Source organism: Streptomyces sp. AB3(2024) (genome assembly GCF_041862025.1).
GTDB lineage: Bacteria > Actinomycetota > Actinomycetes > Streptomycetales > Streptomycetaceae > Streptomyces.
Window position 1 is genome coordinate 18,727 of record NZ_JBGWAB010000076.1, and the last position, 18,255, is coordinate 36,981.

Consider the following 18,255-nt stretch of genomic DNA (forward strand, 5'->3'; position numbering starts at 1 on the left):
CCGTCAGCGGTTCGTGCGCGGCCCGGCACAAGGTGTTTCCGTGACCGCGACCCGGCGGCCCGGACGGAAGGAACATCGTGCGCACCGACCGAAGCGTCCCCCAGAGCAACACCGGCCTCACCGGCCCCAGTCCCGTCCCCTTCCCCGTTCCCCTCCCCACGGTCTCGCGTGAGGTGCGGCTCGCCTCCCGTCCCGTCGGCAGGCCCGTTCCACAGGACTTCGAGCTCGCCGACGCCTCGGTCCCGGCACTCGCCGAGGGCCAGGTCCTGGTCCGCAACACCTGGATGTCGGTGGACCCGTACATGCGCGGACGGATGGACGACACCCCGTCCTACATGGCCCCGTTCGCCCTCGGCGCCGCTCTGGAGGGCAGCGCGGTCGGCGAGGTCGTCGCCTCCCGCTCCTCGTCCGTTCCGGTCGGCTCGACCGTCTCGCACTTCCTCGGCTGGCGCGAGTACGCCGTCCTGGGCGCAGCCGCGGCCACCGTGCTCGACATCTCGGCCGCCGCGCCCGAGGACTACCTGGGGGCCCTGGGCGCCACCGGCCTGACCGCGTACGCGGCGCTCACCCGCACCGCACCGGTGAGGGAGGGCGACACCGTCCTCGTCTCCGCGGCGGCCGGTGCGGTGGGCAGCGTCGCCGGGCAGATCGCCCGGCAGCTGGGGGCGGCCCGGGTGATCGGTTCGGCGGGCGGCCCGCACAAGACGAAGAAGCTGCTGGACGTCTTCGGCTACGACGCCGCCCTCGACCACCACCTGGGCGACCTGTCCGGCCAGTTGGACCGGGCCGCACCCGAGGGCATCGACGTCTACCTCGACGCCGTCGGCGGCGACCACCTCCGGGCGGCGATCGGAGCGATCCGGCCGGGCGGACGGATCGCCATGGTCGGTGCGATCAGCGGCTACGGCGCCACCGGGCCGGTCGCCGGGCCCGACAACCTCTTCCGGGCCGCCGCCCGGGAGGCGACGCTGCGCGGCATGCTGGTCACCAGCCACCTCGACCTGTTCCCGGAGTGGACCGCGAAGGCCACGGGTCTGCTGGCCGACGGCACCCTGCGTACGGAGAAGACCGTGGTCGACGGCATCGAGCACGCGCCCGGCGCCCTGCTCGGGGTCCTGGGCGGGGCGAACACCGGCAAGATGCTGGTCCGGCTCGGGAACGAGGCCCGATGAGCACCGGGAACGGGAGCTCCCCCGCAGTGGACGGCTCCGGCCCGGCGGAGGGGCGGTCCACGGACGGCCGGACCGCGGACGGCCGGACCGTCGGTTCCCGGCGGCGCGCCCTGGTGGTCGTGGCCCACCACCGCGCCGACTCCCTGACGGCAGGGCTGGCCCGGCGGGCGCGGGAGCGGCTGGCGGCCGACGGCTACGCGGTGGACCTGCTGGACCTGCACGCCGAGGGCTTCGACCCGCGGATGGGCACCCCGGACGAGCCCGATTGGGGGGACCCGGGCAAGGAGTACTCCGCAGAGGTGCGCGCCCACATGGCCAGGGTGGCGGCGGCCGACCTGATCGTGGTCGTCTTCCCGCTCTGGTGGTTCGGCCTGCCGGCCCTCCTCAAGGGATGGGTCGACCGGGTGTGGAACCACGGGTTCGCCTACGGCGGCCGGGGCGGCGGTCTGCGTGGCCGCCGCATGGTCTGGATCTCCCTCACCGCGTACGCGGAGGAGGAGTTCCGCGCGCAGGGCTGGGACCGCACGGTGGAGCACGTGCTGAAGACGGGGATCTCGGAGTACTGCGGCATCGAGGACGCGGCGGTCCACTTCGTCCACGAGTCCCTGACGACCGGGGCGCGGGCCCTGAACGTGGTGGACGGTGCGCTGGCCCGCCGGGACGGCCGGGCGGCCGTACCCGGCGGCTGAGACGGGCGGCCGTACCGGTCAGGCCGTACCGGTCCGCTGGAACGGGCGGCCGGATGCGGGCGGCCGCCCGTCGGTATCGGCGGCGGGGCGGGTCAGCGGCGGCCGGATGCGGGCCAGGGGGCCGGGCGGGCCGTGGCGGTGGGGCCGTAGCGCTCGTAGTAGTCCTGGAGGAGGCCGGATTCCTCCAGGACGGCATCGGCCCAGGAGCGGTCCAGTCCGGGTGGGGCCTGCCGGGTGGCGACGGCGCAGGCACCGGTGAGCATGCCGGCGTAGACGAGGTCGGAGTGGAGGTTGCTGATGCTGTCCGTCTCGTGGAAGTTGACCGGCCGGCCGCCCGCCAGCACGGTGACGTCCACGCCGCCGGGGAGCGTGTGGGTACGGGACGAGGGGCCTGTCACGGAGCGGGCCGCCGGGTCCCGGGCCGCCAGGGCGTCGAGTGCGGGGAGGTCGAATTCGATGTCGCGGCTGCTGACGCTCGCGAGGTAGGCGGGGCGCCGGAGGGCTTCGAACTCCCGGGTCGACATGCTGGTGCGGCCGGTGACTCCGAAGACGAGCAGGGGCTCGTGCCGTTCCAGCAGGGTGGCCAGGTCGCGGTCCGTGACGTAGCCGCTCTCGTGGGCGTCGATGAGGTGGAGGATGTCGGCGTCGTGGACGGCGACCCGCATGCGGCGCTGGGTGAGGAGGGCCGCGATCTGGGAGCCCACGTTGCCGTAGCCGATGACCAGCGCGGGCTGTCCCTCCATCTTCAGGACGGGCAGCAGCTCCAGGGCCGTGGTGACGGCCTTCTCGGCGATCCAGTACGACTCGATGCGCCCCTTGAGCCGGGACTGGGCCACCGAGAACACCGGGAAGGGCAGCTCCCTCTCGCGGCCCCGGAGCTTGTAGATCCCGGACATGGTCTGTTCCACCACCCCCGCCCAGTCCGCCGCCCGGCCGCCGCCGGCGCCGGCTCCCGCCGCGGCCGGCGTCGGGGATCCTTCACGGGCCCGGTCCAGCAGCGCCGGTGCCACGTAGCCGCCGTCGTCCAGGGCGAGGCAGCGCAGGCCGAGCCGGCGGGCGCGGTCGGTGTGCTCCTCGACGGCCCGGGGATCGGTGGCGTCGACGACCCGTACGCCCTGATCGACGAGGTGGCCGTGGACCCGGTGGCGCCACTGGTAGGCGTAGTCCTTGCGCAGCACCGTCATCGCGTCCAGCGGGGCTCCGAGCTCGGCGAGGCAGCCGACGAGGTGGACGAGGTCGGTCAGGAAGTGCCCGGTGACCAGTACCGCGAAGCCCGCGAGGGGCTTGCCGTGGCGCAGGCGCCCGACGGCGGCGCTCATCAGCGGCAGCTCGCCCGCGACCCGCTCCACTTCGGGCGCGGAGAAGGCCTGGCGGTGCCAGATCTCGGCCCAGTGGTCCAGCGAGGCCGTCGACGGTGCCGCGCCGCGGCCCGAGAGGCGGAGGTTCAGGCGCAGCAGGGACGTTCCCGCACCGTCGCCGCGCATCTCGGTGGAGACGAACATCGACGCGTGCAGGCCCGGTCCGAGGCGGGCCGTGAGTTCACCCCCGGCAGGAACCGGTACGGCTCCCGGGCCGGCGGCCTCGCACAGGCGCCGGGCCGCGCGGTGCAGCAGGTGGGGGCCGTCCTCCGGGGCGGCGGTCACCTCGACCGTGGTCGCCGCGAAGGAGACCGGACCGTCGGCCTGCTGTGCCACGGCGCGTTCGGGCCGTCTGACGGTCAGGGTATTCGTTTCCCGTTGCATTCGAATTCCATCCGTTCCACCTGGCGGCAGCCATCCGCCGCACCACACGTTCGAGGTCGCCGTGAATTGAGTGCGCGATGTCCGGCATATGGCCGGGCGCCAGCCCTCAGATAAATTCGACGGTGCTGGATTGAGCGCCCTGCGTGGGAAGATGGGCATCGAGCACGGGACCGAGAATACGGGCGGAAGGGAAATTCCCACCGCAATATCGCTGGATCTCTTCTCGAATTCTCCTGGATCGCGAGAGCGCGGAGAACGCTCGGTTCGTCCTCGATCCGAATCCATTATCGTGAATCCGGCGGCCGCACGGCCGTGGGCCGTTCGCCGGTCCGCTCAGACACCCGACCAGAGGAGGACACCGTGCCCACGGCACACGATTGGATCGACGCCCTCGGCCTGGAGCCGCACGTGGAGGGCGGGTACTTCAGGCGGACCTTCCAGGCCGACCACCGCCCGCCGATCCGGACGCCGGAGGGCGACCGCTACACGATGACGTCCATCCACTACCTGCTCACCCACTGGTCGCCGATCGGACACTGGCACCTCAACCTTTCCGACATCCTGCACTTCCACCACCACGGCGATCCGGTCACCTACCACCTGCTGCACCCGGACGGACGGCACACCACCGCCGTCCTCGGCCAGGATCCGGGCCGGGGGCACGTCCTCACGCTGGCGGTCCCGGGGGGCGTCTGGAAGGCCTCGCACCTCACCACCGGGGACCACGGCCTGATCAGTGAGGCCGTCGCGCCCGGATTCGATTTCGCCGACATGACCCTCGGCCGGGTCGACGACCTGCTGCGGCGCTTCCCGGGGCATCCGGAGCCGATCCGCCGCTACTGCCGCCCGGACGGGCCGGCCGAGGACACGGCCTGACGGAGGACGGAGCCGGCCACGGGCACCGGGGAGGGAAGGCGCGCCCGGAGGGGGTGCACCGAGGGGGTGCACAACCGTTCACCCTGGGGTGTACAGTCGTTTACCCATGGGGTGAACAGTTGTGCACTCCCCCGGCGCCCGCTCTCGCCACCCGTCTGGAGCAGCATGCCCCCCGCGATACCCGCCCCCGGTCCGGCCTCCGCCCCATCCCGGTACACCGTCCCCGTCCTCGCCTTCTGCGGCATGGTCGTCGCCGTCATGCAGACCCTCGTGGTCCCGCTCCTGCCGCACGTCCCGGAGCTGACGGGGGCGAGTCCCGGCGCCGCGGGCTGGCTGGTCACCATCACCCTCCTCACCGGCGCGGTCTTCACCCCCGTGCTCGGCCGCGTCGGCGACATGTACGGGAAGCGGCGCGTCCTGCTGGCCTCGCTGGGCGTGCTCACCCTCGGTTCCGTCCTGTGCGCGGTCAGCTCCGACATCGGCGTCCTGATCACCGGCCGGGCCCTGCAGGGCGCGGCCCTCGCGGTGATCCCCCTGGGCATCAGCATCATCCGCGACGAGCTCCCCGCCGAGCGGGTGCTGCCCTCGATCGCGCTGATGAGCTCGACCCTCGGCATCGGTGCGGCGATCGGCCTGCCGGTGGCCGCGGTGGTCATGGAGAACTTCGACTGGCACACCATGTTCTGGGCGTCGGCCGCCCTCGGTCTGCTCGACGTGCTCTTGGTGCTGCGGATCGTCCCGGAGTCCCCCGTGCGCTCCCCCGGGCGCTTCGACCTCCCGGGGACCCTCGGTCTGGCGGGCTTCCTCGTCGGGCTGCTGCTCGCGATCACCCAGGGCTCCGACTGGGGCTGGGGCTCCGCGCGCACGCTCGGCCTGCTCGGCGGGTCCGTGGCGGTGGGCCTGCTCTGGGGCCGGTTCGAACTGCGCACCCGCTCCCCGATGGTGGACCTGCGGGTCTCCGCCCGGCCCGCCGTCCTGCTGACCAATGTCGCGGCCCTGCTGATCGGCTTCGCCTTCTACGCGAACTCCCTCGTCACCGGCCAGCTGGTGCAGGAGCCCACCGGCACGGGGTACGGGCTCGGCGCCTCCCTCGTGGTCAGCGGCCTGTGCCTGCTGCCCGGCGGCCTGGCCATGGTCGCCCTCTCCCCCGTCTCCGCACGGATCTCCGCCGCGTACGGGCCCCGTACCGCGCTCGCGATCGCCGCCGTCGTCATGGCGGTCGGCTACGTGCTCCGCTTCTTCACCAGCCACAGCCTCTGGCTGATCGTGGCCGGGGCCACCGTGGTCGCCTCCGGGACCGCGATCGCCTATTCGGCGCTGCCCGCCCTCGTCATGCGGGCCGTGCCGGTGAGCGAGACGGCCGCCGCGAACGGGCTGAACACCCTGATGCGTTCGGTCGGCCAGGCCTGTTGCAGTGCCGTGGTCGCCGCCGTGCTGGCCCACGTGACCTTCGTGGCCGGCGGCCGTACCGCGCCGACCCTGCACGCCTACCTGCTGATCTTCCTGATCGCCGCCGGAGCGGCGCTGGCCGCCCTCGTCGCCACGCTGTTCCTGCCGTCGGACCGGCCGGGAGCCGGTGCCCCCCGTGGCTCCGGCGCGCGGGGCGGTACGGTCACGGTGACACCGTCAGTGACCGCCGCACGGGAGAGCGCATGAGCACCACCGACGAGTCCACCCCCACGCGGTCGGCCACGGCCGACGGGGAATCGGGCGCCGAGACCGGACGCGACGCCATCGTGCGGGCCGCGCGCCGGGCGTTCACGCTGCGGCCGTACGCCGAGGTCACCATGCGCGGCATCGCCGCCGCCGCGGGGGTGAGCCCGTCCCTGATCGTGAAGCGGTTCGGCAGCAAGGAGGCCCTGTTCAACACGGTCGCCGACTTCCGGACCGCCGCCGACGAACTGTTCGCCGCCCCGCCGGCCGTGCTCGGCCGGCACCTGGTCCTGACCATGGTCGAGCTGCGGGACCGGTTCCGCGGTGACCCGCTGCTGCGGGTCGTGTTCTCCCTGGGCATCGAGGACGAGCGCACCCTGCTGCGCGCACGCTTCCGCGAGCAGGTCACCGACCGGCTGGCCGCGTCCCTGACCGGCCCCGACGCACAGCTGCGGGCCGAACTGATCGCGGGCCAGCTGCTGGGGCTCGGCGCCACGCTGAGCCTGCACCGGCCGGACGGCGCGGGTGCCCGAACCGGCGCCGACCGGCTGGCGGACCTGTACGCGCCCGGCCTCCAGCGGCTCATCGACGGCTCCTGACCCCGCCGCTGCGAAGGCCGCGCGGGAAGGACGGCGCCAGGAGAGTGGTGTCGGGGCGCCCGATGGTTTCGGTACGGGCCGTCGGTCGTTGTTGGCGTGAGGAAGGAGATCCGCCATGCCGACACGAGAACCATCGAAGCAGCCCACGACCGAGCTCGACGCCCGCTACAGCTCCGCGCTCCGTCCCCGCCCGGGGGCCGCGGACGTCACCGCCACCGAATGGTCCGAGGCCCAACGGCACCTGGAGGCCGCCGAGATCTTCTGGGTGTCCACGGTACGGCCCGACGGCCGGCTGCACGTCACACCCGTGATCGCCGCCTGGCACCGGGGCGTGCTGTACTTCTCCACCGGCCGGGACGAGCAGAAGGCGAAAAACCTCGCCCGTGACGGGCACTGCGCGCTGACCACCGGAGGGAACTCGCTCACCGCGGGGCTCGACCTCGTCGTCGAGGGCGAGGCCGAGCCGGTCTCCGAGCCGGCGGTGCTGGAGGAGGTGATCGCCGCGTACGAGGCGAAGTACGGGCCGCACGTCACCTCGCCCGAGGGCACCTTCCACGGCATCGGGGACGCGTTCCGCAGGGGCGACGTGACGGTGTTCGCGGTGGCTCCGGACACGGCGTACGGGTTCGGCCGGGACGACGGGGTCTACAGCCACACGCGCTGGACCTTCTGAACGCCGGTCCCCCGCCCCGTCAGGCGCCGGTCGAGGCCGCCGCCGCCAGGAGCGCGCGCAGGGCGGCCCCCGGTGGGCCGGGCAGGACGGCGAGCGAGGTCGTGACGCCCGGGGCCGCCAGCGGGCGAATGACCGTGCCGGCGACCTCGGGAAGGCTGCTCACCCGGTAGAACACCGTCCAGGAGGGGGCCCGCTCGCCTTCCGCCCCGATCGCGGTGAGGGTGTCCTGGAGGTCGGTGAACGGCGGACCGGCCGGCGGGGCGGCCCCGGTGGCCGCCCGCAGCGCGGCCGTCACCAGGTCGTGGAAGGGCGCGTTGCGCTCGCGGGCCGCCAGCCGCAGCGGGAGGTCCGCCAGGTCCCCGAGCGCGGGCCGCGGCAGGGCGGCGGCCGGATGGCCGGCGGGGAGGGCCACGTACAAGGGGTCCTCCCAGAGCGGGAGCAGTTCCAGACCGGGGGCCGCGGGCAGGGCGCGCACGAGGGCGGCGTCCAGGGCTCCGGTCCGGACGGCGGCGAGCCGTTCGGTGACCGTGAGGCTGCGGACCCGCACGCGGACTTCCGGGGCCAGTTCGGCCAGGCGGGCCAGGAGCCGGTAGACCCTCTGCCCCGGCCCGCGCACGGTGCCCAGGCGGAGGGTGCCGGTCCCCGCGCAGGCGAGGTCCGCCGCCACGCGCCGGGTCCGCTCGGCGGCGTCGAGCACCGCCCTCGCCTCGGGCAGCAGCCGTTCGCCGGCCACGGTGAGGGACACCCGCCGGGTGGACCGCTCGAAGAGGGTGAGGCCCAGTTCCCGTTCGAGGCGGCGCACCTGCTGGCTGACCGCGGACTGGACGATGTGAAGCCGTTCGGCCGCGCGGGCGAAACCGCCCTCCTCCGCCACCGCCACGAAGTACCGAAGTTGCCGCAGTTCCATCCCGCTCCCCCTCATGCGTCCATTCGTCACGATCGATGATCGCTGCAGTGCGCAAACGGCTCTGGTTCGCGGCCTCTTGCCCGGGTCGAATGGAGGCGTCGGACCGGTACGGAGGAGAGGACCCATGGACATGACGGCGGACGGGACGCGGAGCGCGGGAACGGCCACGCGGACGGCGACGGCGGTGGTCGTCCGGGCGGAGGACGCCGAGTACGTGCCCCTGCCGCACGGCGGCGGATTCACACTGCTGACGGACGGCGCCCCGCTCGGTGCCAACCGGCTGGCCCTGGGGCCCGGCGCGGCCGGCGCCCGGCCCCACTTCCACGCCCGCTCGGCGGAGCTGTTCCACGTACTCGCCGGAACGGTGGAGTTCCGGCTGGACGGCGCCGTCGAGACGGTCGGCGCGGGCGGCACGGTCCTGATCCCGCCGGGCCTGCCGCACGCCTTCGGCGCCACGGCGGACGGACCGGCCGAGCTGCTGGCCGTCCTGGGCCCGGCGGTCGAGCGGTTCGACTACTTCCGGGCGCTCGGCCGCATCCAGCACGGCCTCCAGTCCTTCGACGACCTGCTCCCCGAACAGGAGCGCTACGACGTGTACTTCGTCGACCGCGCCTGACGGCGTCCGCCGGGGGCCCGGGCGATGTCCTCGATCCGGGCCGATCCGCGCCCCGGCGCCCCGTCACGCGCTCCACGGGCGGAGCTTCTCGGGGTTGCGCACCACCCAGATGTGAGTGATCCGGTCGTCCGCGACGGCGAACGCGGCCACCGTCACCGTGGCACCGCCGTACCGGGCGACCAGACCGGGGCTGCCGTTGACCGAACGTTCCAGGAGGTCCAGGCCGGGTGCGGGTGCCCGGCCGGCCATCTCCACGATGTACCGGGCGATCCGCTCGCCGCCCACGACCGGACGGAGCACCGCGCCGACCCGGCCGCCACCGTCGGCGGTCATCGTGGCCGCCGGGTCGAGCAGGGCGACGAGGGCGGCGATGTCCCTGGCCTCCCACGCCCGCTTGAAGTCCCTGATGACCACCGCCCGCTCCCTCGCCCGGGACACGGGAGCCGGTGCGGCGCCGATGCGGCGGCGGGCCGACGCGGCCAGTTGCCGGCACGCCGCCGGCGTACGGCCGACGATCGCGGCCACTTCGGCGAACGGGTAGCGGAAGACGTCGTGCAGGATGAACGCGACCCGTTCGGCCGGGGTCATCGATTCCAGTACGACCAGGAAGGCCATGTCGACCGACTCGTCCAGGGTGACCCGGTCGGCCGGGTCCACCGGGTGTCCACCGCCGTCACCGGGCCGCCCGGCCGCCCATTCCGCGCGGTCGGGCAGCGGCTCCGGTATCCACTCGCCCACGTAGCTCTCGCGCCGCGCCCGCGCCGATCCGAGCACGTCGAGGCAGATCCGGCCGGCCACCTTCGTCAGCCAGGCGCCGGGCGACTCGATGGCCTCCTGCCGCTCGCGGGACATGGCGTACCAGCGGGTGTAGGTCTCTTGGACGGCGTCCTCCGCCTCGGCCAGGGAGCCGAGGAGGCGGTAGGCGAGGTTGATCAGCTGCCGGCGCTCGCTCATGATCGCGCTCAGGGCCGGATCGGTGTGGGACTGGGGCTCGCGCCGGGATGGGGTGGTCATGGTCTCGTCGGCTTCCTCGTTCGGTCCACGTGCGTTTCACCGTCTTCGACGGAACACGGCCGCGAGATGTCAGGCCGGCGCGCCCCGTCCGTCGCGCTCGGACGATCATCACCCGTACGGGGCCGACCGAAGGAGCCGGTACGCAGACCACATGCGGCAGGGGCGGATCAGCGGCCCGGTGCCCAGAAGGCCGTCAGGGTCCCCGTGCCGGGGGTCAGGGCCTCCCAGCCGCCCGCGAGGTCCACGACGGCGACCCCCGCCGTCGGGAAGCCCTCCCCCAGCGCCTCCGGCAGTTCGGGGCCGCCGGACCCGCACAGGGCCGAAGCCAGCTCCTGCACGCCGGGGTTGTGGCCGATCAGGGCCACGCACCCGAGCCCCGCCGCCCGTTCCGCCAGTACGGTGACCATCGCGTTCGGAGCCGCGCCGTACAGCCGGTCGTCGTGCACGGCGTCCGGGGGGTCGGCCAGTGCCGGGGCCATCAGCTGCCAGGTCTGCCGCGTGCGGCGCGCCGGGGAACACAGGACCAGGGCGGGCGTGAACCCCGACTCCGCCAGCCACCGGCCCGTCCGGGCGGCGTCGGCCCTGCCGCTCTCGCTCAGGGCACGCTCGACGTCCTCGACCGACTCCTCCTTCGGCACGGCCTTGGCGTGCCGCACCAGCAGCAGCCGGCACCCGGAGGCCCCCGCGGAGGCCGAGGACGTCGTGTGTGGCGCGGGGCCCGAGGGCATGGCCGTCTCCTTCGCCGCGGGGTACGGGTACACGGTCATGGTGCGGTGGACCGCGAAAGTGCGCACCCCCACACGCGCTCGACGGCCCGGGGCTACGCTGCGCAGGATGGAACGCGCAGAGGTACTCAAGCGGGTGATCGGCATCCTCACCGAGGCCCAGGACATCCGCCGGGCCGTCGAAAGCGGACAGGACGCCACCGGCGAGGGCTCCGGAGACGGCCACGAGGGCGGCCACGGGGACCGTCCGGCGGCCACGGCCGGTGTGGCCACGACGCTGCTGAACGAAATGCTGCCGTCGATCAGCGTCCCCGCCGACGCCTCCCCGCAGCAGGTGGCGGCCCTGGTGGCCCAGGCCCTGGGCCCGGCCCTGCACACGATGGTCTCCGGGTTCAGCCTGGCGTTCACCAGCCTGGCGATCGCGCACGACAACGGCCGTACGGACCTCTCCTCGATCGAGGTCCTCCAGGAACTGGCCCTCGAAATCGAGGCGGGGACCTACGACGAGGGGCCGTAGGGGCGTGCAAGGCTGTCGGGAGCGCGGGTGAGCGAAGGGAAGTCCGCAGCATGGTGCACGTACTGGGCAGCCGCATTCTGCTGCGTCCCACGGATCCCGAGCGGTCGCGGACCTTCTACGGCGACACGCTCGGTCTCGCCGTCTACCGCGAGTTCGGCACGGGTCCCGAGCGGGGCACGGTCTATTTCCTCGGCGGCGGTTTCCTGGAGGTGTCGGGCCGCGCCGACGAACCGCCCGCGCCCGCAATCCGCTTGTGGCTGCAGGTCGCGGACGTCCGGGCGGCGTACGAGGAACTGAGCGGCCGGGGGGCGCAGGTGCTGCGGCCCCCGGTGCGCGAACCGTGGGGGCTGATCGAGATGTGGATCGCCGACCCGGACGGCGTACGGATCGCCGTCGTGGAGGTGCCCGCGGACCACCCGCTGCGTTCTCGCCCCTGAGCGGCCGCGGGGCACGGCGGCGGGGCACGCGCCGGTCGCGGCCCCCGCGCCCGGATGATCCACTGGGGATATGGACGCCGACGCGGGGCCCTCCCGGAGGGGCACGGGGTGAGCGCGCAGCGGCGCCGGCCGACGGGGTGGCTCTTCCCCGAGGGGCACGCCCACGCGCACCTGGGGCCCTTGCTGTTGGTGCTGACGTTCGCCAGCGGTCTGGTCGACGCGGTGAGTTTCCTCGGGCTCGGCCGGGTGTTCGTGGCGAACATGACGGGCAACGTGGTCCTCCTCGGCTTCGCCCTGAGCGGTGCGGCCGGGCTGTCGGCCGCCGCGTCCGCGACGGCCCTGGCCGCGTTCCTGGGCGGAGCCGCGGCGGGCGGGTGGTGGCGGCGCGACGGGCCGCCGGCCCGACTGTTCGCCCCGCTGGTGGCCGGGCAGGCGGCGCTGGTCGCGGTGGCGCTGGCGGCTCTGGGGTGGGACCTCGGCCGGTACCCCGTCCTCGTTCCGCTGGCGGCCGGGATGGGGCTGCAGAACGCGGTGGTGCACCGGCTCGGACTGCCCGATCTGACGACGACCGTGGTCACGCGGACGCTGACGGGTCTGGCCGCCGACCGCCGGCGGCCGGCCGCGCTCCGGCGTGCCCTGTCGGTGGCGGTGCTCGCCTGCGGGGCCCTCGTCGGCGGCCTGCTGCACTCCGGGCCCGGGCCGGGGTGGGTGCTGGCGCTCGTACTGGTGCTGCTGACGGCGGTCGTCACGGTGGCGGGCGGGGCGGGCGGGTCCGAGGGCTGAACCCCGCGGGAGGCGGGACCCGTTCGTCTACGCTGGCGCCATGGGTCACGAGGACGTCGGCGGCGACGGACACGACGCCGGGTCCGACCGGCCCGGCGCCTCGGCCGCCGCGACGGCCGAGGCGTCCGCCGCGCGGCTGAAGGAACGGCTGTACGCGACCATCACGATGATCTCCGTGGTGATCGGCCTGGCCGCGTCCGAGCACGTCGATGGCGGCGGTGCCACGGCCACCGTGCTCACGGCGGCCGTCGGGCTGTGGCTGGCGAGCCTCGTCGCCGACCAGCAGGCCCACCGGGTGGTCCACGGCCGGCTGGCCACCGGCGCGGAGCTGCGGCGCATGCTGTGGGTCGGCAGCCCGCTGCTGCTGTCCGCGGTCGGCCCGCTGATCCTCATCTGCTCGGCCGCCCTGGGCGTGATGGAGTTGACGACGGCCCTGTACGCCGCCGCCGGGGTGAACGTCGCCAGCCTCTTCGGCTGGGGGTGGTACGGAGGGGTCCGCATGGGCAGCGGTCCCACGCTCGCCCTGCTGGCCGGTGCCCTCGACGCGGCGATCGGCCTGTCCGTCGCCCTGGTCAAGGCCGCCGCCGGGCACTGATACCGCGCGCTCGGAGCGGGGGCGGCCGGTCCGGGGCCCTTCGGCGACCTCCCCGGGAACACCGGATCATTCGGCGATTGCCGAAGCGATGAGGCATCCTGGAGGGATGGACGCATCGCCTTTCACCACACTCCCGGACGGCGCACCGGCCCCCGCCGCCCGCCTGGCGGCCTTCGCCGCCGCCCTGGCCGACGAGACGCGGGCCGCCATCTGCATGACCCTGCTGGAGGGGCGCGCCTGGACCGCGGGCGAGCTGGCCAGGATCACCGCCGTGGCCCCGTCCACCGTCAGCGGCCATCTGGTCCGACTGCTCGACGCGGGCATCTGCGTCACCGAACGGCAGGGTCGGCACCGTTACGTGCGCATCGCCGACGCGGCGACCGCCCGCCTCCTCGACGCGCTCGCCTCGTACGCGATCCCGGACCGGGACGCGGCGCACGCCGTACCGGTGGTCGCCGCGCCGGACCCGCTGGCCCGCGCCCGGACGTGCTACGACCACTTCGCCGGGCGGCTCGGCATGGCGGTGACGGACGCGATGGAGCGGCGCGGACTGCTGCGCACGGACGGCGTGTTCGAGCTGACGGACGACGGCCGGGCCTGGTGCGCCGCGGCCGGCGTCGACCTCGCCGCCGAGGGGCGCAGGCCGCAGGTCAGTTCCTGTCTGGACTGGACCGAGCGGCGGCGCCACCTGGGCGGCCTGGCCGGGGCGCGGCTGCGCGCGCGGGCACTGGAGCGGCGGTGGGTGGTGCGCCCGGAGGGCGGCGGGCGGGCGCTGGAGGTGACCGCGGCCGGGGAGCGGGCCTTCGCCGAGCTCCTGGGGATCACCCCCGACGCATGGAGCTGAATCCCCTCCGGAGGCAACGTTCATCAACATTTCGGTCGACACCGAAATGTTCGGCCTCTAGGGTGGGCACATGACGTTCCGCTCCCGTTTCCTCCTTCCCGCCGGCCTCCTCACGGTCGGCGCCGTCTCCTTCACCGTGTTCGCCTGGGCCTCGGCCTTCGTCTCCATCCGCAGCGCGGGCGCCGCCTACTCCCCCGGCGCCCTGGCCCTCGGCCGACTGCTGGCCGCCTCGCTGACGCTGGCCGTCCTGCTCCTCGTACGCCGTCAGGGCCTGCCGCCCCGCGCCGCGTGGCGCGGCATCCTGGTGTCGGGCGTCGTGTGGTTCTGCGGCTACACGGTCGCGCTGAACTGGGGTGAGCGGCTGGTCGACGCGGGGACGGCATCCCTGCTCGTGAACACCGGCCCCATCCTCATGGCGCTGCTCGCGGCCCGGTTCCTCGGCGAGGCGCTGCCTCCGCGGCTGCTGGCCGGCATGGCGGTGTCCTTCGCCGGCGCGGTGGTCGTGGGCCTTTCCATGTCATCCGGGAATGCCGGCTCCACCCCGGTACTCGGGGTCGCGCTCTGCCTGCTCGCGGCGGTCGCCTACGCGACCGGCGTGATCTCCCAGAAGCCCGCGCTCTCATACGGGACACCCCTGCAGATCACCGCGTTCAGCTGTCTGACCGGGACCGTGGCCTGTCTGCCCTTCGGCGGCCGGCTGCTCACGGAACTGCCCGGGGCGCCCTTGTCCGCGACGCTGAACATGGTCTATCTGGGTGTGGTGCCGACCGCCCTCGCCTTCACCGCGTGGACCTACGCCCTGGCGCGGATGCCCGCCGGAAAGCTGGGCGCGACGACGTACGCCGTCCCGGCCGTCGTCGTCCTGCTGAGCTGGGCCCTGCTCGGCGAGGTTCCGGCCTGGCTGACCCTCCTCGGCGGGGCGCTCTGCCTGGCCGGCGTGGCGGTCTCCCGGTACGTGCCCCGCTCCCGGCGCGGGGAAGCGGACCACGGCGGCGGTCCGGTTCCCCTTCCCGCCCCCGTCCCCGCCGCCGTCCCCGTCCCCGCCGCCGTCCCCGTCCCCGTCCCCGCCCACGTTCCCTCCCACGAAAGGCAGTCCTCATGAGGATCCTCACGGTCGGCGCGGGCGCCGTCGGCGGCTTCTTCGGCGCCCGGCTCGCCACGGCGGGCCAGGACGTCTCCTTCCTGGTCCGGCCGGCGCGCGCCAAGGCCCTGGCGGCCCGCGGACTGCGCGTCGAAGGCCAAGGGGAAAAGCTCCGCCTCGCACCGCGGCTGGTGACGGCCGGCGCCCCGGGCGGGCCCTACGACCTGGTCCTGCTGTCCGTGAAGGCGGCGGCCCTGCAGGCCGCACTGGCCGACATCGCGCCCGCCGTCGGCCCGGACACCGCCGTCGTCCCCCTGCTCAACGGGATCGCCCACCTCGACGCGCTCGTCGCGGCCCTGGGGGACGCGGCGGTCCTCGGCGGGGTCGCGAAGGTCGTCACCACGCTGAACGCGGAGGGCGACATCCTGCGCATGGCGCCGCCCGCGGTCATCCTGACGGGCGAGACCGACGCCCGGCCCTCCGGACGCGTCGATGGGATCCGCACGGTCCTGGCCGACGCGGGAATCGACTCACCGGCGACCGAGGACATCGTCGCGGCCATGTGGCACAAGTGGGTGTTCATCTCCACCCTGGTCGCCCTGACCTGCCTGATGCGCGGCACGGTCGGCGAGATCAACGCCGTTCCCGGCGGCGCCGCGCTCGGGCCCGCCCTGCTGGCCGAGGCCGCGGCGGTGTCGCGCGCGGCAGGTCACCCCGTGCCCGAGGCCGAACTCGCCTTCACCGGGGCGACCGTCACGGCCCCCGGCTCCCCGCTCACGCCCTCCCTCTACCGTGACCTCGTCGCCGGGGCCCCCACGGAGGCGGACCACGTCCTGACCGACCTCACCGACCGCGCCCGCACGCTGGGCGTGTCCACTCCCCTGCTGGACCTCGCCACCCTCCACCTGCGCGTCCACGAACACCGCCGTGCGGCGGGCCGCCCCCTGTGACGACGGGGCCGGTGCCTCACCCGGATGCGCGGACCACTGGGCATCCGGGCCGCCGGGCCGTTGACTGGGAGGCCCGGAACCCCTTGGAGGCGTGGTGGCGGCGGACGTGTGGAGGCGCGGTGCGGCAGGCGTGCTGCTGACGGTGATGGCGTGCGGCGCCGCGGGCTGTTCGGACAGCGGCGGCAGCCCCTCCGGCGCCGTGTCGAGCGCCGCCGCGGCGGTGAGGTCGGCGGGCGAGGCGGTCTCGTCGGCCGCCGCGGAGGCCGGGAAGGCCGCCGCGTCCGCGTCCGCCGTGGCGAAGGAGAAGCTGGCCGAGGTCAAGGACGGGGTCAACGCCAAGGATCAGGTGACCCTTGGCCCGGTCGCGACCGACGGCGACGGGTACACGACGGTCCCCGTGACGGTGCGCAACACCGACGACGGCAAGAAGTCCTTCGCGGTGCAGGTCGAGTTCAAGGACGAGGCCGGCAACCTCCTGGACACGGTGGTGGTGACGGTGACGGACGTCCCGGGGAAGGGCACCGGGCAGGGCACGGCCCGCAGCACGCACAAACTGTCCGGGACGGTGACGGCGCAGACGGGCACGGCGCTGCGCTACTGAGGAACCCCGCGCAGGACGCTCCGCAGGCACCGTGCGGTACACGACTGCGGCGGCCGGGGCGGCCGGGCCGGCGACCGCTACGGAACCGGAACCGGTGGGGCGCGGTCAGGGCCCGCCGACGGCGTCCTCGACGTCCGGGTGGAGGGAGAGCACCGTATCGGCGCCCGTGAGGGCGAAGAGGCGGCGCAACCGGTCACCGGGGGCGGCGATGCGCAGGGTGGTCAGCTGGTGCACCTGCAGCAGCAGGTTCAGGAACGACGAGTCTCCGAAGGTGACGCCCGCGGCGTCGAGCACCACCAGCGGATACCGGTCGGCGGCGGAGACGAGCGCCTCCCGGAGAGGGGGCAGCGTGTCCTGGTCGAGTTCCCCGCGCGCGGTCACCACCCATCCGGCTCCGGCCGCGCGGCCTGCCGCCACCACGCCGCCGCGGTCCGTGTCCCGTGCCCCGGCCATGTACGCCTCCCGGATCGTCACCTGTAAGGCCCCCGGGAGCGAGTATGCCTGTTCATCGGCCCGACGAGGGCACCGAGGGCAGGTGTCGCCCGGCTCCGGCGGCCCGACAGCGTGTCCCCGCGGGGCTGTTGGAGGAGATGCGCGACAACGGCCGTGCGGCGGGTGGAAGTCCGGGCGGGCGGCGATACCGCGGGGGCCGGGCGAAGACCACCCCTCGGACGGCGGCCTCACACTGAGGATGCGCACGGCCACCCGCTGACACCGGTGGTCCCCTACACTGTCACCGGCATTCCCGGATGTTCCCGGGCGCGGGGGGTACACGAGACGTCCGGAGGCCGACGTCAACGGGTGGGGGTGGGAGAACGCGATGGAGACCATCGGCACGGCGACCGGCGATCCCCTGCCCACCGGGCCTGCCCTCGTCGTGCGGCAGCGCCGCCGGCTCGCCCTGTCCGGTGTCCGGGGCCACGTGGCCAAGGGCCGCGACTTCACGCGCCGGGCACTGCGGGACTGGGGCTGGGACGGGACCGAAACCTCCGAGGACGCCCTGCTCGTCGTCTCCGAGCTGCTGGCCAATGCGTCCCTGCACGCCGGGGGCTGCACCGAACTCGCCCTCACGGGCGGCGAGTTCCTGCGGGTCGAGGTCTTCGACGGCTCGACGACGCCTCCCCTGCGCCAGCCCGCCCCGCGACCGGGCCTCCCGGGCGGCCACGGCCTGTACATCGTGGAGCGCGTCTGCGATCGCTGGGGCACCCGCACCCATCAGGACGGCAAGGCCGTGTGGGCCGAGATCGAGGCGTCACGGCTGACGTCGGGCAGGCCCGCGGGACGCTGACCGGGGGCGGGGCCGCTCCCGGCCCGGCACCGGCGCGCCCGGCGCGCGGGCGCGGCATCCGGATCAGCGCAACACGCCCGGGTCGGGTGAATGCCCGACGGGAGACCTCCGCACGCGGTGTGATCCTGCTTCGACGTTCCGTCATCGACTTTGGAGTGACATGCGCATCCGTACCGCCATCGCCGCCGCCGCCCTCGCCGCGGTCGGCATCCTCGGCGCCACCGGCACCGCCATCGCCGATGCCGATGCCAATGGCTTCGCCGTCGGCTCCCCCGGCATCCTCTCCGGCAACGTGGTCCAGGTGCCCATCCACATCCCGATCAACCTCTGCGGCAACTCCGTCAACCTCATCGGCGCCCTCAACCCCGCCGGCGGCAACACCTGCATCAACACCTGATCGCGGCGTGGCCGTCGGGGCGCGGGCCTGTCCGCGCCCCGCTCCCCGGCGGCTGCTCCGCGACGTTCGGCCGCTCCACCCGCACCACGGCCACCG

Annotated in this window: 22 protein-coding genes; 17 read left to right on the forward strand and 5 right to left on the reverse strand. The window is 74.3% G+C overall.

Annotated elements, in window-relative coordinates; all coding sequences use genetic code 11:
- Positions 1-173: 173 nt before the first annotated feature.
- Together ACEPPI_RS25795 and ACEPPI_RS25800 are read left to right on the forward strand one after the other, a co-directional pair.
- On the forward strand, positions 174-1,172 hold the full coding sequence (locus tag ACEPPI_RS25795; protein ID WP_373917674.1) for an NADP-dependent oxidoreductase: 999 nt from the start codon (positions 174-176) through the stop codon (positions 1,170-1,172).
- Complete coding sequence (locus ACEPPI_RS25800) at positions 1,169-1,861, forward strand: NAD(P)H oxidoreductase (RefSeq protein WP_373917653.1); 693 nt, start codon at positions 1,169-1,171, stop codon at positions 1,859-1,861. Before ACEPPI_RS25795 ends, ACEPPI_RS25800 begins: the two co-directional genes overlap by 4 nt.
- Before the next feature lie 92 nt (positions 1,862-1,953).
- On the opposite strand, the gene ACEPPI_RS25805 is transcribed toward ACEPPI_RS25800, so the two are convergent.
- Positions 1,954-3,603: a hypothetical protein gene (locus ACEPPI_RS25805; protein WP_373917654.1), complete on the reverse strand. Its 1,650-nt coding sequence runs from the start codon at positions 3,601-3,603 to the stop codon at positions 1,954-1,956.
- A gap of 360 nt (positions 3,604-3,963) precedes the next feature.
- Here ACEPPI_RS25805 and ACEPPI_RS25810 point away from each other — a divergent pair, with 360 nt between their 5' ends.
- The 4 genes from ACEPPI_RS25810 (at position 3,964) to ACEPPI_RS25825 (ending at position 7,404) form a co-directional block, all read left to right on the forward strand.
- Positions 3,964-4,479: a cupin domain-containing protein gene (locus ACEPPI_RS25810; protein ID WP_373917655.1), complete on the forward strand. Its 516-nt coding sequence runs from the start codon at positions 3,964-3,966 to the stop codon at positions 4,477-4,479.
- 165 nt (positions 4,480-4,644) lie between these two features.
- A complete protein-coding gene (locus tag ACEPPI_RS25815; protein WP_373917656.1) occupies positions 4,645-6,135 on the forward strand; it encodes an MFS transporter in 1,491 nt (496 codons plus the stop codon).
- The gene (locus tag ACEPPI_RS25820; RefSeq protein ID WP_373917657.1) at positions 6,132-6,731 is read left to right on the forward strand and encodes a TetR family transcriptional regulator; all 600 of its coding nucleotides are present in this window, start codon (positions 6,132-6,134) and stop codon (positions 6,729-6,731) included. The genes ACEPPI_RS25815 and ACEPPI_RS25820 overlap by 4 nt, the downstream gene beginning before the upstream one ends.
- Before the next feature lie 115 nt (positions 6,732-6,846).
- Complete coding sequence (locus ACEPPI_RS25825) at positions 6,847-7,404, forward strand: pyridoxamine 5'-phosphate oxidase family protein (protein WP_373917658.1); 558 nt, start codon at positions 6,847-6,849, stop codon at positions 7,402-7,404.
- Positions 7,405-7,423: 19 nt separating this feature from the next.
- On the opposite strand, the gene ACEPPI_RS25830 is transcribed toward ACEPPI_RS25825, so the two are convergent.
- On the reverse strand, positions 7,424-8,311 hold the full coding sequence (locus ACEPPI_RS25830; protein WP_373917659.1) for a LysR family transcriptional regulator: 888 nt from the start codon (positions 8,309-8,311) through the stop codon (positions 7,424-7,426).
- 124 nt (positions 8,312-8,435) lie between these two features.
- Here ACEPPI_RS25830 and ACEPPI_RS25835 point away from each other — a divergent pair, with 124 nt between their 5' ends.
- The gene (locus tag ACEPPI_RS25835; RefSeq protein ID WP_373917660.1) at positions 8,436-8,927 is read left to right on the forward strand and encodes a cupin domain-containing protein; all 492 of its coding nucleotides are present in this window, start codon (positions 8,436-8,438) and stop codon (positions 8,925-8,927) included.
- Between the two features lie 63 nt (positions 8,928-8,990).
- On the opposite strand, the gene sigJ is transcribed toward ACEPPI_RS25835, so the two are convergent.
- A complete protein-coding gene (sigJ, locus tag ACEPPI_RS25840; RefSeq protein ID WP_373917661.1) occupies positions 8,991-9,941 on the reverse strand; it encodes an RNA polymerase sigma factor SigJ in 951 nt (316 codons plus the stop codon).
- A gap of 167 nt (positions 9,942-10,108) precedes the next feature.
- The gene (locus ACEPPI_RS25845) at positions 10,109-10,735 is read right to left on the reverse strand and encodes a histidine phosphatase family protein (RefSeq protein ID WP_373917662.1); all 627 of its coding nucleotides are present in this window, start codon (positions 10,733-10,735) and stop codon (positions 10,109-10,111) included.
- A 40-nt stretch (positions 10,736-10,775) separates the two neighbouring features.
- On the opposite strand from ACEPPI_RS25845, the gene ACEPPI_RS25850 reads away from it, so the two are divergent.
- From ACEPPI_RS25850 to ACEPPI_RS25885, 8 genes are all read left to right on the forward strand, one after another.
- Positions 10,776-11,183, forward strand: coding sequence for a hypothetical protein (locus tag ACEPPI_RS25850; RefSeq protein WP_373917663.1), 408 nt, complete (start codon positions 10,776-10,778; stop codon positions 11,181-11,183).
- 50 nt (positions 11,184-11,233) lie between these two features.
- Positions 11,234-11,620 (forward strand): VOC family protein, encoded by a 387-nt coding sequence (locus ACEPPI_RS25855; RefSeq protein WP_373917664.1) that lies wholly within the window; start codon positions 11,234-11,236, stop codon positions 11,618-11,620.
- A gap of 108 nt (positions 11,621-11,728) precedes the next feature.
- A complete protein-coding gene (locus ACEPPI_RS25860; RefSeq protein ID WP_373917665.1) occupies positions 11,729-12,403 on the forward strand; it encodes a YoaK family protein in 675 nt (224 codons plus the stop codon).
- Between the two features lie 40 nt (positions 12,404-12,443).
- Positions 12,444-12,998, forward strand: coding sequence for a hypothetical protein (locus tag ACEPPI_RS25865; protein ID WP_373917666.1), 555 nt, complete (start codon positions 12,444-12,446; stop codon positions 12,996-12,998).
- A gap of 106 nt (positions 12,999-13,104) precedes the next feature.
- Positions 13,105-13,842, forward strand: coding sequence for an ArsR/SmtB family transcription factor (locus ACEPPI_RS25870; RefSeq protein WP_373917667.1), 738 nt, complete (start codon positions 13,105-13,107; stop codon positions 13,840-13,842).
- 70 nt (positions 13,843-13,912) lie between these two features.
- Positions 13,913-14,944 carry a DMT family transporter gene (locus ACEPPI_RS25875; RefSeq protein ID WP_373917668.1) on the forward strand — a complete coding sequence of 344 codons (1,032 nt, stop codon included), beginning with the start codon at positions 13,913-13,915 and terminating at the stop codon, positions 14,942-14,944.
- Positions 14,941-15,873, forward strand: coding sequence for a 2-dehydropantoate 2-reductase (locus tag ACEPPI_RS25880; protein ID WP_373917669.1), 933 nt, complete (start codon positions 14,941-14,943; stop codon positions 15,871-15,873). Before ACEPPI_RS25875 ends, ACEPPI_RS25880 begins: the two co-directional genes overlap by 4 nt.
- A gap of 94 nt (positions 15,874-15,967) precedes the next feature.
- Positions 15,968-16,474, forward strand: a complete 507-nt coding sequence (locus tag ACEPPI_RS25885; RefSeq protein WP_373917670.1) for a hypothetical protein — start codon at positions 15,968-15,970, stop codon at positions 16,472-16,474.
- A 105-nt stretch (positions 16,475-16,579) separates the two neighbouring features.
- Here the strand turns inward: ACEPPI_RS25885 and ACEPPI_RS25890 are convergent, their stop codons facing one another.
- Positions 16,580-16,927 carry an STAS domain-containing protein gene (locus ACEPPI_RS25890; protein WP_373917671.1) on the reverse strand — a complete coding sequence of 116 codons (348 nt, stop codon included), beginning with the start codon at positions 16,925-16,927 and terminating at the stop codon, positions 16,580-16,582.
- A gap of 367 nt (positions 16,928-17,294) precedes the next feature.
- Between ACEPPI_RS25890 and ACEPPI_RS25895 the strand changes: the two genes are divergently transcribed.
- Positions 17,295-17,762 carry an ATP-binding protein gene (locus ACEPPI_RS25895; RefSeq protein ID WP_373917672.1) on the forward strand — a complete coding sequence of 156 codons (468 nt, stop codon included), beginning with the start codon at positions 17,295-17,297 and terminating at the stop codon, positions 17,760-17,762.
- A 160-nt stretch (positions 17,763-17,922) separates the two neighbouring features.
- A complete protein-coding gene (locus tag ACEPPI_RS25900) occupies positions 17,923-18,159 on the forward strand; it encodes a chaplin (RefSeq protein ID WP_373917673.1) in 237 nt (78 codons plus the stop codon).
- The last annotated feature ends 96 nt before the right edge of the window (positions 18,160-18,255 follow it).

Coding starts and splice junctions, on each gene's coding strand:
- ACEPPI_RS25875 (WP_373917668.1), top strand. CDS start 13,913: ATGACGTTCCGCTCCCGTTTCCTCCTTCCCGCCGGCCTCCTCACGGTC.
- ACEPPI_RS25880 (WP_373917669.1), top strand. CDS start 14,941: ATGAGGATCCTCACGGTCGGCGCGGGCGCCGTCGGCGGCTTCTTCGGC.
- ACEPPI_RS25890 (WP_373917671.1), bottom strand. CDS start 16,927: ATGGCCGGGGCACGGGACACGGACCGCGGCGGCGTGGTGGCGGCAGGC.
- ACEPPI_RS25805 (WP_373917654.1), bottom strand. CDS start 3,603: ATGCAACGGGAAACGAATACCCTGACCGTCAGACGGCCCGAACGCGCC.
- ACEPPI_RS25850 (WP_373917663.1), top strand. CDS start 10,776: ATGGAACGCGCAGAGGTACTCAAGCGGGTGATCGGCATCCTCACCGAG.
- ACEPPI_RS25800 (WP_373917653.1), top strand. CDS start 1,169: ATGAGCACCGGGAACGGGAGCTCCCCCGCAGTGGACGGCTCCGGCCCG.
- ACEPPI_RS25900 (WP_373917673.1), top strand. CDS start 17,923: ATGCGCATCCGTACCGCCATCGCCGCCGCCGCCCTCGCCGCGGTCGGC.
- sigJ (WP_373917661.1), bottom strand. CDS start 9,941: ATGACCACCCCATCCCGGCGCGAGCCCCAGTCCCACACCGATCCGGCC.
- ACEPPI_RS25815 (WP_373917656.1), top strand. CDS start 4,645: ATGCCCCCCGCGATACCCGCCCCCGGTCCGGCCTCCGCCCCATCCCGG.
- ACEPPI_RS25830 (WP_373917659.1), bottom strand. CDS start 8,311: ATGGAACTGCGGCAACTTCGGTACTTCGTGGCGGTGGCGGAGGAGGGC.
- ACEPPI_RS25825 (WP_373917658.1), top strand. CDS start 6,847: ATGCCGACACGAGAACCATCGAAGCAGCCCACGACCGAGCTCGACGCC.
- ACEPPI_RS25855 (WP_373917664.1), top strand. CDS start 11,234: ATGGTGCACGTACTGGGCAGCCGCATTCTGCTGCGTCCCACGGATCCC.
- ACEPPI_RS25870 (WP_373917667.1), top strand. CDS start 13,105: ATGGACGCATCGCCTTTCACCACACTCCCGGACGGCGCACCGGCCCCC.
- ACEPPI_RS25835 (WP_373917660.1), top strand. CDS start 8,436: ATGGACATGACGGCGGACGGGACGCGGAGCGCGGGAACGGCCACGCGG.
- ACEPPI_RS25895 (WP_373917672.1), top strand. CDS start 17,295: ATGGAGACCATCGGCACGGCGACCGGCGATCCCCTGCCCACCGGGCCT.
- ACEPPI_RS25820 (WP_373917657.1), top strand. CDS start 6,132: ATGAGCACCACCGACGAGTCCACCCCCACGCGGTCGGCCACGGCCGAC.
- ACEPPI_RS25865 (WP_373917666.1), top strand. CDS start 12,444: ATGGGTCACGAGGACGTCGGCGGCGACGGACACGACGCCGGGTCCGAC.